Source organism: Pseudomonas sp. P65(2024), assembly GCF_057480955.1.
In genome coordinates this window covers 45,925-62,895 of the sequence record NZ_JBLIYX010000012.1, presented here as the reverse complement: position 1 = coordinate 62,895, position 16,971 = coordinate 45,925, and the positions used below count along the sequence as shown (strand labels likewise).

Here is a 16,971-nt window from a genome sequence, read left to right as displayed (position 1 = left end):
GCGGCCGATTTAGCCGCCGGGGGCCTGCGCTGCAGTGAATTTGCTTTTATGCTTGGCGGCAACCTCGCGCCACCAGATCAAGGAGCTTGACGGGACGTATGCGAAATATCTGGAAGCCGTTTCAGTCGTTGTACTTCGCCGCCCTGATGATGCTGATCGGTTCGGGTCTGCTCAGTACCTACCTGGCCCTGCGTCTGGCCGCCGACCATGTCGACAGCCTTTGGATCGGTGCGCTGATGGCGGCCAACTACTTCGGCCTGGCGGTAGGCGGCAAGGTCGGGCACCGGCTGATTGGCCGGGTCGGGCATATCCGCGCCTACGCCACCTGTGCCGGCATTGTCGGCGCGGCGGTGCTCGGGCACGGGCTGACCAGCTGGCTGCCGGCCTGGGTCGGGCTGCGCATGATCGTCGGCCTGGGGATGATGTGCCAGTACATGGTCATCGAGAGCTGGCTCAACGAGCAGGCCGATGCCAAGCATCGCGGCGCGGTGTTCAGCGGCTACATGATCGCTTCCTATTTGGGGCTGGTGCTTGGCCAGTTGATCCTGGTGGTGCATCCGCAGCTTGGGCCTGAGTTGCTGATGCTCGTGGCGATGTGCTTTGCCCTGTGCCTGGTGCCCGTGGCCATGACCCGACGCATCCACCCCGCGCCATTGCGGCCGGCGCCGATGGAGCCGAAGTTTTTCATCAAGCGTGTGCCGCAGTCGCTGTCCACGGTACTTGGCTCGGGTCTGATCGTCGGTTCGTTCTATGGCTTGGCGCCGCTGTATGCGTCCAGCCAGGGGCTTTCCACCGAGCAGATCGGCCTGTTCATGGGCAGTTGCATTTTCGCCGGCCTGCTCGTGCAGTGGCCGTTGGGCTGGTTGTCCGACCGCTATGATCGCGCCGTGCTGATACGCGGCGTGGCGATCGGCCTGGCCCTGGCCTCGGCGCCGCTGGCGATCCTGCCAGGCGTGCCGTTGGCGCTGTTGTTCGGCATCGGTTTCGTCATATCGCTGCTGCAGTTCTGCCTGTATCCGCTGGCGGTGGCGTTCTCCAACGACCATGTGGAAAGCGAGAGGCGCGTCTCGTTGACCGCCATGCTGCTGGTCACTTATGGCGTGGGCGCCTGCATCGGGCCGCTGGCGGCCGGGGTGCTGATGAAGCTGCTGGGCGCGCAGATGCTGTATGCCTTCTTCGTATTCTTCGCCCTGGTACTGGTCTGGCGTATCCGGCCCAAGGCAGTCACCGGGCTGCACCAGGTCCAGGATGCGCCGCTTGGGCACGTGGCCATGCCGGCGGCTGGCTCGCCCTTGTCGGCGGCCCTTGACCCTCGGGTCGATGAGCAGACCGTGCAGGAGGTGATGCAGGCGCCGGTGGCGGCGGAAGATACCGAAGAGGAGGCCGGCATGGAGCGGGAAAGCGAGACGAGCAAATCAGCTACTCGCTGAATGCAAAACGCCACCCATGGGGTGGCGTTTATCATGTCCTGGCGACGCTCAATAGTCGTCTTTGTCGAACCGCCGTGCCTCGCGCTGCAGTTGATAGACGAAACTCTCGATCTTGCGCTGTGCCTGACCGTTGAGGTTATGGAAGCGCACCCCGGCGAAGGTGGTGTTGATGCGTTCCTCGAAGTGCAGGTGACGCAGTTCTACCAGGGTGTCGGTCAGGCCCAGCGGGTTGCCGGCCTTGAAGCGCTCGTAGACCTGGCCCAGTTGCAGGCGGTCCTCGACGTTGCCGTCGAAGCGCAGCTTGCAGCCGGTGGCGGAGATGTCCAGCAGTTTGCCACGCAGGGCGCCATTGCCCTTGAGGTGGGCGCCGTCGAGGGTGATGTCGACCAGTTGCGATAGCTTCAGCGCGGCGCGGAAGGCGTTGCGACGCTGGTGATAGGTCACTTCCTCGGGCAGTGGGCCGCGGTAGCAGCGATGGCCGTCGATCTCGGTGATGGTCAGTGGTGTGCTGGACTCCCAGGCGATGCGCACGCCGTCATGGAAGCCTTCGACGCGGAACGACTCGCCGTTCTCGATGTACTTTTCGCCGTCGCGGGGGATCATTTCATCCAGTGCCAGGACGCCGTTGTCCCGGTCGACGTGCACCACATAGCTCTGGAACCGCTGGCTGCGCTCGTGGAAGCTGATGATCAGTGGGTCGTGGCTATCCAGCAACTGGCGCAAGTTGGCCGTGATCTCCAAAGGGGTGGTGAGCACCTTTGGTGGCTGGGGCGCATCGGATTCATTGAACACGGGTTATCAATCTCCAGGCAAAACGGCACACGCAAGTTACGGCATTTTGCCAGTATGTTCCGTGTCTTGGTACAAATAAGATAGAACTAATCACACTTGGCTGAGTGCGCGGGGCTTGGCCATTGGCGAGGTGCCGCCACGGCTGTCGTAGAGCGACGGGGAATCGCCACCCTGAAGGATTCTGATCTGGTTCGCCGTGGTCTGTTGTTGCACCTGGATGATCCGGCCATTGGTCTCGTTGACCTGCCGGCAGGCATCCATCAACTCGCCCAGTGCATCGAGCCGGCTCATGATGGCCTCGCCATTGCTCGACTGTGCGGCCAGCGCCTGGGCCCCCTCGCGGTCGGCACTCAGGCCGAGTTCGAGGAGCAACTGACTGCGCCGCTTGCCCTGCTGCTCGAGCAAGATGATCAACGACTGCTTGCGGGCCAGGATTTGCTCCAGGGCCAGCATGTCCCGACCGTGCAGGGCTATCGCTTCGTTCTGCAGAAGCTCGAGCAGTTCCTGCGTCGGCGCTATGTCGTTTTCAATCAGTTGCAGCAGGGTAGTGTCGTGCATGGCTAACTCTTGGCGTGTTGCGTCCTTGAAGTCAGCGCGCCTGAAGGTCAGCGCTGGGCTTCGAAATCAAGCAGTTTGCTGGCGACCCGGTCGGCATCGACCTTGTAGCTGCCGTCTGCGATGGCCTGCTTCAACTCGGCCACGCGGGCGCTGTTGACGGTCGGCTGATCGCGCAGCTTGTCGCTGATCTTCTGCAATTGCTGGGCCTCTGGGCTCAGGTGTACCGCTTCTCCGCTGGCATTGGCGCGCTTTGGCGCTTCACTGGCTTCGCCGGCTTTTTCGGCGTTGCCTGGCGCGGCATTGCCGCGAACGCCGCCCGTGACGGACGGAGAGTTGTTGAGACGACTGAAGTCGATGACCATGTTCAGAACCCCTGGGAATTAGGACGCATGCCTGGTTTTCGGCCAGCCTGAGCAAAACTTTAGGTGTGAATGCATCAGTGCCTCCAGGTACAGGTGCGCAACCCGATTTGTGACACAGTTTAGGGCGCGCGGTTCCACATCGCCAGCGTTCTGTCATTATCCCGACACGGTGTGTTACATGGCCACCTCGACCTGGCCGGGGCCTGTGACCCGCGCCTTGACCACGCGCCTGGAATTCAGGTTGCGCACGCGGATCTGCGTCTGCAGGCCGCCCTTGTCCAGTGCCTCGCCCGGCATGCGCACGCTCAGGCTGCCGCTGCGGGCGATGATCACCACATGGTCGCCCTTGCGAACCACCTCGGCCTGTTCCAGGTGCTGTTGCGTCAGTACCTGGTCGAGCACAGTGGGGCGCAGCAGCTTCATGCCCACGGCCTGGTCGAGCTGGGTCAGGTAGCCTGGGCCGAGGCTGCCGACATCGCGCTCGCGCATGGCCACATCGCCTTCGGTCACCACGCTTTCGCGCTTCAGGGGGCGCGTCATGACCACCACATCGCGCAGCAGGCGGACCTGTGCCGGGACGAACACCGTCCAGGGCGCGGCACTGTCGCAGCGTACCCGTACCGTGACCCGCCCGAGCGGCGTCGAACTTTCCAGCGAGGCATCCAATTGCTGGCTGCATTGGGGCATGCGCAGGCGCGGGTCCAGGGTATTGACTTGGATTTCGTAGCGGCCCGGGGTTTGGGTCGTCGCCAGATAATCCTCTACGGTGAACTCAAGAAACCCCTGGGTGACACCGATAAGCTGTTCAGGCAAGGTAAAAGAGTCCGCCAGCGTACGAATGCCGGGTGCCAGCAGGCACAGGGCGGCCAGTGAGCCGGTCAGCAGGCGCGTCAGTCGTCGGAAATTTGTCGTTTTCGTGTACATGGCGTTCAAAAAAGCAAAGCCCGTGCCGATTCGGTACTTAGGCAATCGTTGAAGGAGTCTGGCATGGCTGGAGTGATGGATTCGGTCAACCAGCGCACGCAACTGGTGGGGCAGAACCGCCTGGAGCTGCTTTTGTTTCGCCTCAATGGCGATCAGCTCTACGGCATCAATGTGTTCAAGGTGCGGGAGGTGCTGCAGTGCCCGGACCTGACGCTTCTGCCCAGATCCCATCCGGTGGTGCGCGGTGTGGCCAACATTCGGGGGGCGACCATCCCGATCCTTGACCTGTCGATGGCCACTGGCCTTCCGCAGTTGAAGGAAGAAACGCGCAACAGTTTCGTGATCATCACCGAGTACAACACCAAGACCCAGGGCTTCCTGGTGCACTCGGTCGAGCGCATCGTCAACATGAACTGGGAAGAGATCCATCCGCCACCCAAGGGCACCGGGCGCGATCACTACCTGACCGCCGTGACCCGGGTCGACAATCGCATGGTCGAGATCATCGATGTCGAGAAGGTGCTGGCCGAAGTGGCGCCGTCGTCCGAGTCGGTGTCCGAGGGGGTGATCGATGCCGAGGTGCAGGACAAGGCGGTGATGTTGCGGGTGCTGACGGTCGATGATTCGTCGGTGGCGCGCAAGCAGGTGAGCCGTTGCCTGCAGACTGTGGGGGTCGAGGTGGTGGCGCTCAACGACGGTCGCCAGGCCCTGGACTACCTGCGTAAGCTGGTGGACGAGGGCAAACGTCCGGAGGAAGAGTTCCTCATGATGATCTCGGATATTGAAATGCCGGAAATGGACGGCTATACCCTCACGGCGGAGATCCGCAGCGATCCGCGTATGCAAAAGCTGCACATCTGCCTGCATACTTCGCTGTCCGGGGTATTCAACCAGGCGATGGTCAAGAAGGTCGGTGCTGATGACTTCCTGGCCAAGTTCAGGCCGGACGATCTTGCCCAGCGCGTGGTCGATCGGATCAAGGCGAGTCATTGAAACGGCCGGGGCTCGTCCCCGGCGCTAGCGATTTAAGAAGAGGCGGCAGCATTGTCTACGGGTAATTTGGATTTCGAACAGTTCCGGGTCTTCCTGGAGAAAGCCTGTGGCATCCTGCTGGGCGAGAATAAGCAGTACCTGGTCTCCAGCCGTCTCAACAAGCTGATGGAGCAACAGGGCATCAAGTCGCTGGGCGAATTGGTGCAGCGCATCCAGACCCAGCCACGCAGTGGTTTGCGCGAGCAGGTGGTCGATGCCATGACCACCAACGAGACGCTGTGGTTTCGCGACACCTACCCGTTCGAAGTGCTCAAGAGCAAGGTGATCCCGGAGTTCATCAAGAACAATCCGGGCCAGCGGCTGCGCATCTGGTCGGCGGCCTGTTCGTCGGGGCAGGAGCCGTATTCGATCTCGATGTCGATCGACGAGTTCGAGCGCACCAACCTCGGCCAGTTGAAGATGGGCGCGCAGATTGTTGCCACCGACCTGTCCGGCGCCATGCTCAACAACTGCAAGACTGGCGAGTACGACAGCCTGGCCATTGCCCGTGGCCTTTCACAGGAGCGCCTGCAGCGCTACTTCGACCCCAAGGGGCCGGGGCGCTGGGCGGTCAAGCCGCCGATCCGCAGTCGCGTCGAGTTCCGTTCGTACAACCTGCTCGACAGCTATGCGCCGCTGGGCAAATTCGACATCGTGTTCTGCCGCAACGTGCTGATCTACTTCTCGGCTCAGGTCAAGAAGGACATCCTGATGCGCATTCACAGTACTCTCAAGCCTGGTGGCTACCTGTTCCTTGGCGCGTCCGAGGCGCTCAACGGCCTGCCGGACCACTACCAGATGGTCCAGTGCAGTCCGGGGATCATCTACCAGGCCAAGTAAGGCTGGGCAAAGAAGGCCGGTATCCTGCGATACCGGCCTTTTTGTTTTCGCTGCGGGCTTGCCTGTGATGGCGTGTCAGAATGCGTAGCGCAGCCTGGCCGAGAACACGTCGGCATCGAAGCCCGACTTGCCCACGTAGTCATAGCTGACTCCAACGCTCACCGCCCCCAGCTTGTAGTCCGCACCCAGGCCGGCCTCGTAGCTGCTGCGCGCCACGCCGGCGCCGTGGCTTACGAAGGGTGTGCTGCCAAGCACGAAGGTCGCGGTGTTCTGCACAGGGTCGGCGGCAAAGTCGTGATACGCCATCATCTTCAGTTGCGGCTCCAGGGTGCCGGCGCCGAGCGGCAGTTGGCTGGCCACGAGCACGCCGACGCCCAGTTCGATGGCCTCGTAGCGTTGTGCCTCGACCTTGAGCGCCGCCGACGAGCCTTTCTCGTTGAAGCTGTCGATGTCGACGCGGGTGTAGCGCGCCGCCAGGCGTGGTTCGACCAGCAGTCGCGGATTCAGCTGCCAGCTGTAGCCGCCCACCAGGTTCAGGCCCAGTAGGTTGCTGTCATAGTCCGACTTGGCCCGGGTGCCGGCGATCTCGCGCTTGCCTTCGTTGTCGTTGAAACCGTAGGTCAGGCTGGCGTCGACGAAGTAGTTGTCCAGGGTGTAGCTGCCATACAGCGAGAAGGCGTGGCTCTGCACCTGGGTCTTGTTGCCGCGTTTGCCGTTGACGTCAGTGTCGATGAAGCTGTAGGCCGCACCGAGGGTGAGCTGGTCGTCCAGCTGGCCATCGGCGCCGACCGCCACGCCGCGGCTGTAGGCGTTGTAACCGGCAATGCCATCGCGCTGCTGCTGGCTGGCGTCGCTGTACAGCGACTGCATCCACACGCCGGAGGCGCGGCGTGCCTCGTCGGCGCGAGGGGCGCGCAGGCTGCTGGAGCGGTTGTCGATGGCGTTGCCGATCAGTCGCTGGCTGGCCATGGCGGCCTGGCGGGCACCGTCGCTGACGTCCGGCGCCAGTTGCTCGGCGAGCCTGGCCAGTTGCGCCTCGTCGGCGCTGGCGGCGGCGAGGAACAGTGGGTCATGGTTGCCCAGGCGTGCCAGCAGGCCGGCTTCGGCCAGGTTGCCCAGGGCACGCTGTGCATTGCTGTCGCCACCCTGTTGGGCGACGATCTGCGCCAGGTCCTCGGTCGGCTTGGTGCTGACGGTGACGTAGACCTTGTTGTCATCGAGCGTGCTGCTCAGCACGTTGAGCATGGCCGAAGTGCTGGCGACCTGGGGCTTGGCGCTGACCTGCAGGCCGCTGGCGTCGAGGACCTGCACCTGGCCGGCCTCGAGCAGCAGGTAGCGGCTGCCGCTGGCCTCGAAGTCGGTGTCCTCCGGCTCCAGCAGGATCCGCGCGTTCTGGGCGAACTCGGCGATGCCGCTGACCTTGAGCACTGCCGTGTCCGGGTCGGTGCTGCTTGCCAGCCACAGGCCCAGCGCCGAGTTGTCGGCAATCCTCAGGTTGCCGTCGAGGGTGGTGTGAAGGCTGTGCAGGGTGAAGGTAGTGGGTGGCTCGCTGCTGTCCCCCACATCGATCCAGCCACCGTTTGCCAGGCGGATGCTGTTGCTGCCGGGGGATCCGTAGGCGACGCCATAGGTGCTGTCGCCTTCGACCTCGATGTTGGCCAGGCCGACAAGGTCGCCGTAGATCTTGCTGCCCTGGCGCATGATCAGCTCGACCGGGCGGTTGCTGGCGGTGGCGTCGATGGCGACTTTGGCCCAGATCTCGCCGCTGTTGAAGATGTTCAGGTCACCGTTGGCCTTGTACCCGGGTTGCAGGCCGGGGCCGTCGAAGGCGGTATTGCCAATGCGGATGGCGGTGTCGCCGGCCACGATCCTGCCGCTGTTTTCGATATGACGTCCCAGGCTGTCGAACAGGGTCGCGCCGTCGAGCACGATGGCTTGGGAGCCTTGGTCACCAGCGAAAATCTGGCCCTGATTGTCGATGCCGGCCAGTACGGTCGGCCGGTTGGCGGCATCCGTGGTGGCGTGGATGGCGATGGCGCCCGGGCCCGTCGCGCTGATCTCGCCGCGGTTGACCACCCGCTCTTCCAGGTTCGCCCCTGCCAGGTTGATGGCCCGTGAGTTGCGGCCGGTGGCGATGATGCGGGCGCCTGCGGCATTGATCAGGCCGCCATGGATGCGGCTGATGTTGCTACCGGAGCTGGACAGGTCGATGCCGTAGGTGGGGCCGCCATTGTTGTACGAGAAGCTGCTGCCGGCCTTGAGCAACCCTTCGTTGGTCAGGTCGTCGTCGACGGTGCTGGCGCTCAGGCGCAGGGCGGCACCGTCGAGGCTGGTAGTGACAACATTGCCGCGGTTGGTCAGGAAGCCGCCGATGTTGGTGCCGCTGATACGGATACCGTCGCTGCGATGGATCAGGTCGACAGCGTTCGTGTCGTTGTCGTTGATTACACTGCCAAGCGTCATGTTGCCCGCCACCAGGCTGTTCGCGAGAGCGATCGCGTCCTGCTGGCGGCCGGTGAAGCTGCCGGTGAACTCGAGGTCGTCGGCAAAGGACTGGTGGTCACCCCTGTAGCCGGCATCGGTCAGTGCAATGGTCTGGGGCAAAGCCAGGGCGGGGGCGGGAATGGCGCCGATCAGGAGGGCCAGGAGGGTCTTGCGCAGGTTAAGCGGTGGCACGGTTTCGTTCCTTTGAAATCGTAATGAAAGCGGCGCGCATCCATGCGGGCAACAACCGTGATCGCGTAGGCTGGTGCGCGAGGACGCGGATGCTATCGCGATTGGTGGCTAAATGACATGTCGAATTGACGTCAATTTTTTGTTTTGCCGCTTTTGCCGCCTGGCAATTGCCGCTTGCCGAGTTCGATGCGGAAGCACATTGCCGCTTTTCTGGCATCGCCAGTGTCCTGATATCTGGCTAGCCCCCGCTTTACTTGGGGTTGCGCAGGTTGGCACAGCCCTTGCTAAAGCCTAAGCCAACGAAACTCTGGTCAACCTTTGAAGGTTTCCCCGATATGAGCATCAGCTTCGACAAGGCGCTTGGCATCCACGAAAAGGCATTGGGCTTCCGTGCCCAGCGTGCCGAGGTGCTGGCCAACAACATCGCCAACGCCGACACGCCCAACTACAAGGCGCGTGACATGGACTTCTCTTCGGTGCTCGCCGCCGAGGCCGACAAACAGCAGAACGGACGTATCGCCCTGGACCGCACCAACAGCCGTCACATCGAGGCCGAAGGCCTGGCGATGATGGACGACACGTTGCAGTACCGCACCCCGATGCAGCCGTCGATCGACCAGAACACCGTGGACGCGCAGATCGAGCAATCGAACTACACCGAAAACGCCGTTGGCTTCCAGGCCAGCTTCACCCTGCTCAACAGTAAATTCAAAGGGCTGGTATCGGCCCTGCGTGGAGAGTGACCATGTCCCTTGCCAGTGTCTTCAACATCGCCGGTAGCGGCATGAGCGCGCAGAATACGCGCCTGAACACCGTCGCTTCGAACATCGCCAACGCCGAGACGGTGTCCTCGAGCATCGACCAGACCTACCGCGCTCGTCATCCGGTGTTCGCCACCACCTTCCAGCAGGCTCAGGGCGGCGCGGGCCAGTCGCTGTTCGAGGATCAGGGCGAGGCGGGGCAGGGCGTCCAGGTCAAGGGCATCATCGAGGACCAGAGCAACCTCGAGGCCCGCTACGAGCCGAACCACCCGGCGGCGAACAAGGACGGCTACGTCTACTACCCGAACGTCAACGTGGTCGAGGAGATGGCCGACATGATCTCCGCCAGTCGCGCGTTCCAGACCAACGCCGAACTGATGAACACCGCCAAGAACATGATGCAGAAAGTGCTGACCCTGGGTCAGTAAGCAGGGAGCCGTAATGACTACCACCAATACCGATACCAAGGTCGGCAGCGGCTATCTGGATTCGCTGCAGAAGCCTGCCAACAAGAGCAACACCGGGCAGGCCGGCAGCGCGCTGGGCAAGGATGCGTTCCTGCAGTTGCTGGTGACGCAGATGAAGAACCAGAACCCGCTGGATCCCCAGGACAACGGCGAATTCGTCGCGCAGTTGGCCCAGTTCAGCAGCCTCGAGGGCATCCAGTCGCTGAAGGAGTCGGTCGACGGCATCCTCACCGGCATTGGTTCGTCCCAGGCGCTGCAGGCCACTTCGCTGGTCGGTCGCTCGGTGATCGTGGCGAGCGACAAGGCGGTGGTCGACACCACCAAGAGCTTCAATGGCCAGGTCGTGGTGCCGTCGAACATCACCGAGGGCAAGGTCAGCATCAAGGACAAGGATGGCAACGTGGTCAAGACCATCGACCTGGGGGCGCGCAAGGCCGGTACCGCCGACTTCATCTGGGACGGCAAGAACGAGAAGGGCGAGGCGGTCGAGCCGGGCACCTATACCTTCAGTGCCGAGACCAAGGTCGACGGCAAGGCCAAGACGCTGGCCACGCTGCTGCCGGCCAAGGTCAACAGTGTCAGCTTCCAGAACGGCAGCGAGATGATGCTCGACCTGGCCGGTATCGGCAAAGTCGGCATCTCCAAAGTAACCACCATCGGAATCTAACGCCGCAGCATCGGCACAAGGAGCGAGTAAATGTCTTTCAATATCGGCCTTAGCGGTCTCTACGCGGCGAACAAGGCTCTGAACGTTACCGGCAACAACATTGCCAACGTCGCCACCACCGGTTTTAAATCGTCGCGCGCCGAGTTCGGCGACCAGTATTCGCAGTCCATCCGTGGCACCGCCGGCGGCAAGACCCAGGTAGGCAGCGGCGTGAAGACCATGGCGGTCTCGCAGATGTTCAACCCGGGCAACATCAATGGCACCGGCCAGGCGCTGGACATGGCCATCGACGGCAACGGCTTCTTTGCCCTGAATGACAACGGCTCGCGGATTTACACCCGCTCCGGCGCCTTCTACAGCGACAAGGAAGGCTACGTGGTCAACGCCAACGGCGCCAACCTGCAGGGTTATCCGGTGGATGAAAACGGCAAGGTCATCCAGGGGTCGCTGACCAACCTGAAGATCGATACCTCGAACCTGTCGCCGAAGCCGACGGGTCGCATTTCCGAAACGGTCAACCTGAACTCCAGCGACGCAGCGCCGACAGTTGCGCCGTTCGATCCGACCAATGTCAAAAGCTACAACTACACCTTCAATACCCCGGTCTACGACAGCCAGGGCAACGAACACCAGATGAACCAGTATTTCGTCAAGGATGCCGGTACCAACTCCTGGACCATGTACACCACCATCGATGGTCGCAATCCGGCCGACCCCACCTTGTCCACTCCGCTGGTCAACAAGCTGCCGTTCACCTCGGCAGGCAAGCTGGATACCGCCGCAATGGCTGCCGGGCCGGTCGCAGGTGGCTTGACCGTCGCTGCCGACAAGACCTTCCAGCTGGCCAACTGGGTGCCGGCCGAGAAGAACGCCGCAGGCGCCTGGGTAGGCAATGGTGCCACCGCACGCACCGGTGGTGTGACCCTGGACATGCTGGCCACCACTCAGTACAACGCGGCCTCGGCCACCACTGCCAAGGACCAGGATGGCTATGCCACCGGTGAGCTCGCCGGCCTGACCGTGGATCAGAGCGGCAACCTGTTCGCCAACTTCACCAACGGCCAGAACAAGGTCATCGGTCAGGTGGTGATCGCCAACTTCGCGAACCTGCAGGGGCTGACCCCTGTCGGCGCCACCGCCTGGAAAGAGTCCTACGCTTCGGGCGTGCCGATCATCGGCGAGCCGGACACCGGTACCCTGGGTCGTATCGCGGGCAGTTCCCTGGAAGACTCCAACGTCGACCTGACTGGCGAGTTGGTCAACCTGATCAAGGCGCAGAGCAACTACCAGGCCAACGCCAAGACCATTTCCACCGAAAGCACCATCATGCAGACCATCATCCAGATGACCTGATGATCGTGGCGTGAAAAAGCCCCTGCTTGCGGGGGCTTTTTCACGTCTGGCACAGCGGAGGGCAAAGCCATGAAGAAACTGTCGATGCTCGTGGCGGTGGCGGGCGCACTGTTGATCGCGCTCTCGCTGCGCGCCGCGCCGGCGCCCTGGTATCAGTGGCAAAGCCTGGCGACCGGGCGCTACATGTGCTCGGCCACCGATCCGGGCGAGGGCTGGAAGCGTCATTCCGGGCCCTACAACAATGGCGCGTGTCGGAACAACTGACGGGGTGTTGCCGCCTGCGGCAAACATTCGCCGACAAACTGACGCTTTTTGTCTTGGCGTGGCCCTGAATGCCCCGTACTCAAAGGGTTGCGTCAGTTTGGTTCGATATTTGCTTTACCCTTGCCAACGATAGCGCGGCAAGGTTCGCGTAGAGGAGATGCTGTGGACAAGATGCTTTACGTGGCCATGACCGGCGCCAGCCAGAACGCGCTGGCGCAGAAGGCCCATGCCAACAACCTGGCGAACGTTTCCACCAACGGCTTCCAGCGTGACCTGGAGCAGGCGCGTTCGATGCCGGTGTTCGGCGACAGCTTTCCGGCACGCGCCTTCGCCATGACCGAGCGCCCGGCCACCGATTTCAGCGAGGGTGCGCTGGTCGAGACCGGTCGGGAGCTGGATGTGGCGGTTGCCGGCAAGGGTTTCATCGCCGTGCAGGCACCAGACGGTAGCGAAGCCTACGTGCGCACCGGCAGCCTGAACATCGACGCCCTGGGCGTGCTGCGTGCTGGCAACGGCATGCCGGTGATCGGCAATGGCGGTCCCATCGCCATTCCGCCGGAGCAGAAGGTCGAGGTCGGCGACGACGGCACCATCAGCATCCGCGCCATGGGCGAGGATCCGCGGGTGATGGCCGAGGTCGACCGGATCAAGCTGGTCAATCCGGATATCAAGGGGCTTACCAAGGGCCTGGACGGCATGATCCACACCACCACTGGCCAGCCGGCTGACGCCGATGTCAACGTGCGGGTGGTCTCGGGTTTCCTGGAGTCTAGCAACGTCAATGCCGTCGAGGAAATGACCTCGGTGCTGGCGCTGTCCCGTCAGTTCGAACTGCACGTCAAGATGATGAACGCGGCCAAGGAAGGCGATGAAGCCATGGCTCGGGTTTTGCAAATCGGCTAATTACATTTGAACGGGTGCCGTAAAACAGGCGCACGAGGAGAACATTAAATGCTTCCGGCTCTTTGGGTCGCTAAAACCGGCCTGTCCGCCCAGGACACCAACCTCGCGGTCATCTCCAACAACTTGGCCAACGTCTCGACCACCGGCTTCAAGCGTGATCGTGCCGAGTTCCAGGACCTGCTCTACCAGATCAAGCGCCAGCCTGGCGCGCAGTCCACCCAGGACAGCGAGCTGCCTTCGGGCCTGCAGGTCGGTACCGGTGTGCGCATCGTCGGCACCCAGAAGAGCTTCAATGCCGGCAGCCTGCAGACCACTGAAAACCCGCTGGACATGGCGGTCAACGGTCGCGGCTTCTTCCAGATCCTGCAGCCCGACGGCACCGTGTCGTACACGCGCGACGGTACCTTCCACCTGAACTCCGACGGCCAGATCGTCACCGCCAACGGCTTTGCCCTGGAACCGGCCATCGTCGTGCCGCCAGACGCGCAGACGTTCACCGTCGGCAAGGACGGCACCGTGTCGATCACCACCGTCGGCAACCCGGCCGCGCAGGTCATCGGCAACATCCAGACCGCCGACTTCATCAACCCGGCCGGTCTGCAGGCGATCGGTGGCAACCTGTTCCTGGAGACCGCTGCCAGCGGCGCGCCGCAGGTCGGCACCCCAGGCCTGAACGGCTTCGGCACCACCGAGCAGCAGACCCTGGAAGCGTCCAACGTCAGCACCGTCGAAGAGCTGGTGAACATGATCACCACCCAGCGCGCCTACGAGATGAACTCCAAGGTCATCTCCGCCGCCGACAAGATGCTGTCGTTCGTCACCCAGCAGCTGTAACCCCTGGCGGCCCGCCGGGTGCGGGCCGCTGACCATTCGCTCGCTGTTGCAGCGCCTGTTTTGCCTAGAGGTAAGCGTCATGAAACGTCTGTTGTCCGTGTTCGCCCTGGGGGGGGCGGTATCGTTGGCCGGTTGCGTCGCGCCGACGCCCAAGCCCAACGATCCGTACTACGCGCCGGTCCTGCCGCGCACCCCGTTGCCGGCAGCGGCCAACAACGGCTCGATCTACCAGGCCGGTTTCGAGCAGGGCCTGTATACCGATCGCAAGGCGTTTCGGGTCGGTGACATCATCACCATCACCCTCAACGAGCGCACCTCGGCGAGCAAGAACGCAGGTTCCCAGATCCAGAAGAACAGCAAGGCCAACCTCGGTCTGACCTCGCTGTTCGGTACCGTGCCGAACACCAACAACCCGTTGGGCAGTGGCGACCTCACCCTGGAGGCCGGCTACAGCGGTGACCGTTCCACCAAAGGTGACAGCAAGGCCACCCAGGGCAACACCCTGACCGGCTCGATCACCGTCACCGTGGCCGAGGTGCTGCCCAACGGCATTATCGCCGTGCGTGGCGAGAAGTGGATGACCCTGAACACCGGCGAAGAGCTGGTGCGCATTGCTGGCCTGGTGCGCGCCGACGACATTGCCACCGACAACACCGTGCCGTCCACTCGCGTGGCCGACGCGCGCATCACCTATTCGGGCACCGGCTCGTTTGCCGATGCCAGCCAGCCCGGTTGGCTGGACCGCTTCTTCATCAGCCCGCTCTGGCCTTTCTGAGTACGGATGACCATGTTCAACGCTAGGCGGTTGATTGCCGCGACACTACTTCTGTCCTGTGCGTTCGGCGCCCACGCCGAGCGCTTGAAGGATATCGCCAGCATTTCCGGCGTGCGGGCCAACCAGCTGATCGGCTACGGCCTGGTGGTGGGCCTGAACGGTACCGGTGACCAGACCACCCAGACCCCGTTCACCCTGCAGACCTTCAACAACATGCTGTCGCAGTTCGGCATCAAGGTGCCGCCAGGATCGGGCAACGTGCAGTTGAAAAACGTTGCCGCGGTGTCGGTGCATGCCGACCTGCCGGCCTTCGCCAAGCCGGGCCAGGTGATCGACATCACGGTGTCATCGATCGGCAACTCCAAGAGCCTGCGCGGCGGCAGCCTGTTGATGACGCCGCTCAAGGGGATCGACGGCAACGTCTACGCCATCGCCCAGGGCAACCTGGTGGTCGGTGGATTCGACGCCGAAGGCCGTGATGGCTCGAAGATCACCGTCAACGTCCCGTCGGCCGGTCGTATTCCCGGTGGCGCGTCGGTCGAGCGCGCGGTGCCAAGTGGCTTCAACCAGGGCAACAGTCTCACCCTGAACCTCAATCGCCCGGACTTCACCACCGCCAAGCGCATCGTCGACAAGGTCAACGAGCTGCTTGGCCCGGGCGTGGCCCAGGCCGTCGATGGTGGTTCGGTGCGGGTCACCGCGCCGATGGACCCGAGCCAGCGAGTGGACTACCTGTCCATTCTCGAGAACCTGGAGATCGATCCGGGGCAGGCTGTGGCCAAGGTCATCATCAACTCGCGCACCGGCACCATCGTCATCGGCCAGAACGTCAAGGTCTCGCCGGCGGCGGTGACCCACGGCAGCCTGACCGTGACCATCACCGAAGACCCGATCGTCAGCCAGCCGGGGCCGTTCTCCAACGGCCAGACCGCCGTGGTGCCACGCTCGCGGGTCAATGCCGAGCAGGAAGCCAAGCCGATGTTCAAGTTCGGCCCGGGCACCACGCTGGATGAGATCGTCCGCGCGGTGAACCAGGTCGGCGCAGCGCCGAGCGACCTGATGGCGATCCTCGAAGCCCTGAAGCAGGCCGGTGCGTTGCAAGCCGACCTGATCGTGATCTGAGGACGCCAGGGATGAATCCGAAAAGCCTGATCTCCGGCGCGTCCGACAGTGGGGCCTTCACCGACCTCAATCGGTTGAGTTCGCTCAAAGCTGGCGATCGCGACAGCGAGGGCAACATCCGCAAGGTGGCCCAGGAATTCGAGTCGTTGTTCGTCAGCGAGATGCTCAAGGCGTCGCGCAAGGCCACCGATGTGATGGCCGACGAAGACAGCCCGATGAACAGCGACACGGTCAAGCAGTACCGTGACATGTATGACCAGCAACTGGCGGTGAGCATGTCCCGCCAGGGTGGCGGCATTGGCCTGCAGGATGTGCTGGTGCGTCAGCTGAGCAAGCAGAAGCACAGCGTGAACTCCAGCCCATTCCCGCGCACCGACGGTGCCGCTCCGGTGCTCTGGGGCAGTCGCGTGGCCGCGCCGGTGCACGGCGAGCAGCCCGCTGCCGGGCGCAACGACGTCGCTGCCCTCAATTCGCGGCGCCTGGCCTTGCCGGGCAAGCTGACCGACCGATTGCTGGCTGGGATCGTGCCGTCCGCCGCCAGTGCCGGCGCCGCGGGCAGCGACACGGCCCTGCCCAGTCGCAGTGGCCCCACGCTCGCCGGCGTCGCCCGGGGCGACTGGCAACCGGCGCAGGCGTTCGCCGCGCCGCGCGAGGGTGTGCGCATTCTGGGCCGGGCCGTGGCCCAGCCGCCGCTGGCGCCGAGCAAGGCGTTCAGCGACAGCGATGCCTTCGTCGCCACCATGCTGCCGATGGCCGAGCAGGCGGCCAAGCGCATCGGTATCGACCCGCGCTACCTGGTGGCCCAGGCTGCGCTGGAAACTGGTTGGGGCAAGTCGGTCATGCGCAATCCCGACGGCAGTAGCAGCCACAACCTGTTCGGCATCAAGGCCACCGGTAACTGGCAGGGTGGCGAGGCACGGGCGATCACCAGCGAGTTCCGTGGTGGGCAGTTCGTCAAGGAGACGGCGGCGTTCCGTTCCTACGACTCCTACCAGGACAGCTTCCACGATCTGGTCAGCCTGTTGCAGAACAACAACCGCTATAAAGATGCCGTCGGCGCCGCCGATAACCCGGAACAGTTTGCAAGAGAGCTGCAGAAGGCTGGCTACGCGACCGATCCGGACTACGCCCGCAAGATCATCAGCATTGCCCGGCAGCTGCGGCCAACCCAGGAATACGCCATGGCCGGCACTAACACGAATCTATAAGGA

18 protein-coding genes are annotated in these 16,971 nt (G+C 63.2%); 13 read left to right on the top strand and 5 right to left on the bottom strand.

All coding sequences use genetic code 11. From position 1 onward, the window contains the following. Positions 1-98 precede the first annotated feature (98 nt). A complete protein-coding gene (locus tag AC25MA_RS16985) occupies positions 99-1,430 on the top strand; it encodes an MFS transporter (RefSeq protein WP_088852863.1) in 1,332 nt (443 codons plus the stop codon). 48 nt (positions 1,431-1,478) lie between these two features. Here AC25MA_RS16985 and AC25MA_RS16980 read toward each other — a convergent pair whose 3' ends face one another. The 4 genes from AC25MA_RS16980 to flgA all read right to left on the bottom strand — a co-directional run bounded on the left by AC25MA_RS16980 (position 1,479) and on the right by flgA (position 4,066). Next, entirely contained in the window at positions 1,479-2,222 is a 744-nt protein-coding gene (locus AC25MA_RS16980) for a flagellar brake protein (protein ID WP_028691047.1), read from the bottom strand. Positions 2,223-2,312: 90 nt separating this feature from the next. After that, positions 2,313-2,780 (bottom strand): flagella synthesis protein FlgN, encoded by a 468-nt coding sequence (locus AC25MA_RS16975; protein WP_062360674.1) that lies wholly within the window; start codon positions 2,778-2,780, stop codon positions 2,313-2,315. A gap of 47 nt (positions 2,781-2,827) precedes the next feature. Further along, positions 2,828-3,142, bottom strand: a complete 315-nt coding sequence (gene flgM / locus AC25MA_RS16970; RefSeq protein WP_028691045.1) for a flagellar biosynthesis anti-sigma factor FlgM — start codon at positions 3,140-3,142, stop codon at positions 2,828-2,830. 174 nt (positions 3,143-3,316) lie between these two features. Next, positions 3,317-4,066 (bottom strand): flagellar basal body P-ring formation chaperone FlgA, encoded by a 750-nt coding sequence (gene flgA, locus AC25MA_RS16965; protein ID WP_028691044.1) that lies wholly within the window; start codon positions 4,064-4,066, stop codon positions 3,317-3,319. Between the two features lie 63 nt (positions 4,067-4,129). Here flgA and AC25MA_RS16960 point away from each other — a divergent pair, with 63 nt between their 5' ends. Continuing rightward, positions 4,130-5,059: a chemotaxis protein CheV gene (locus tag AC25MA_RS16960; protein ID WP_028691043.1), complete on the top strand. Its 930-nt coding sequence runs from the start codon at positions 4,130-4,132 to the stop codon at positions 5,057-5,059. Positions 5,060-5,110: 51 nt separating this feature from the next. Continuing rightward, complete coding sequence (gene cheR / locus AC25MA_RS16955) at positions 5,111-5,938, top strand: protein-glutamate O-methyltransferase CheR (RefSeq protein WP_028691042.1); 828 nt, start codon at positions 5,111-5,113, stop codon at positions 5,936-5,938. A gap of 75 nt (positions 5,939-6,013) precedes the next feature. Here the strand turns inward: cheR and AC25MA_RS16950 are convergent, their stop codons facing one another. After that, complete coding sequence (locus AC25MA_RS16950; protein ID WP_310649579.1) at positions 6,014-8,614, bottom strand: autotransporter family protein; 2,601 nt, start codon at positions 8,612-8,614, stop codon at positions 6,014-6,016. A gap of 335 nt (positions 8,615-8,949) precedes the next feature. On the opposite strand from AC25MA_RS16950, the gene flgB reads away from it, so the two are divergent. From flgB to flgJ, 10 genes are all read left to right on the top strand, one after another. Continuing rightward, the gene (gene flgB, locus AC25MA_RS16945) at positions 8,950-9,357 is read left to right on the top strand and encodes a flagellar basal body rod protein FlgB (protein ID WP_028691041.1); all 408 of its coding nucleotides are present in this window, start codon (positions 8,950-8,952) and stop codon (positions 9,355-9,357) included. A 2-nt stretch (positions 9,358-9,359) separates the two neighbouring features. Beyond that, the gene (gene flgC / locus AC25MA_RS16940; protein WP_023629792.1) at positions 9,360-9,803 is read left to right on the top strand and encodes a flagellar basal body rod protein FlgC; all 444 of its coding nucleotides are present in this window, start codon (positions 9,360-9,362) and stop codon (positions 9,801-9,803) included. A gap of 13 nt (positions 9,804-9,816) precedes the next feature. After that, the gene (gene flgD, locus AC25MA_RS16935) at positions 9,817-10,509 is read left to right on the top strand and encodes a flagellar hook assembly protein FlgD (RefSeq protein ID WP_062360678.1); all 693 of its coding nucleotides are present in this window, start codon (positions 9,817-9,819) and stop codon (positions 10,507-10,509) included. A 30-nt stretch (positions 10,510-10,539) separates the two neighbouring features. Next, entirely contained in the window at positions 10,540-11,862 is a 1,323-nt protein-coding gene (flgE, locus tag AC25MA_RS16930) for a flagellar hook protein FlgE (protein WP_062360680.1), read from the top strand. 69 nt (positions 11,863-11,931) lie between these two features. Then, positions 11,932-12,126 carry a hypothetical protein gene (locus AC25MA_RS16925; protein WP_062360681.1) on the top strand — a complete coding sequence of 65 codons (195 nt, stop codon included), beginning with the start codon at positions 11,932-11,934 and terminating at the stop codon, positions 12,124-12,126. A 162-nt stretch (positions 12,127-12,288) separates the two neighbouring features. Continuing rightward, on the top strand, positions 12,289-13,029 hold the full coding sequence (flgF, locus tag AC25MA_RS16920; protein ID WP_062360683.1) for a flagellar basal-body rod protein FlgF: 741 nt from the start codon (positions 12,289-12,291) through the stop codon (positions 13,027-13,029). Positions 13,030-13,077: 48 nt separating this feature from the next. Continuing rightward, positions 13,078-13,863: a flagellar basal-body rod protein FlgG gene (gene flgG / locus AC25MA_RS16915; RefSeq protein ID WP_028691035.1), complete on the top strand. Its 786-nt coding sequence runs from the start codon at positions 13,078-13,080 to the stop codon at positions 13,861-13,863. Between the two features lie 79 nt (positions 13,864-13,942). After that, positions 13,943-14,638, top strand: coding sequence for a flagellar basal body L-ring protein FlgH (gene flgH, locus AC25MA_RS16910; protein WP_028691034.1), 696 nt, complete (start codon positions 13,943-13,945; stop codon positions 14,636-14,638). 12 nt (positions 14,639-14,650) lie between these two features. After that, positions 14,651-15,760 (top strand): flagellar basal body P-ring protein FlgI, encoded by a 1,110-nt coding sequence (locus AC25MA_RS16905; protein ID WP_028691033.1) that lies wholly within the window; start codon positions 14,651-14,653, stop codon positions 15,758-15,760. Positions 15,761-15,771: 11 nt separating this feature from the next. After that, a complete protein-coding gene (gene flgJ / locus AC25MA_RS16900) occupies positions 15,772-16,968 on the top strand; it encodes a flagellar assembly peptidoglycan hydrolase FlgJ (RefSeq protein WP_028691032.1) in 1,197 nt (398 codons plus the stop codon). The last annotated feature ends 3 nt before the right edge of the window (positions 16,969-16,971 follow it).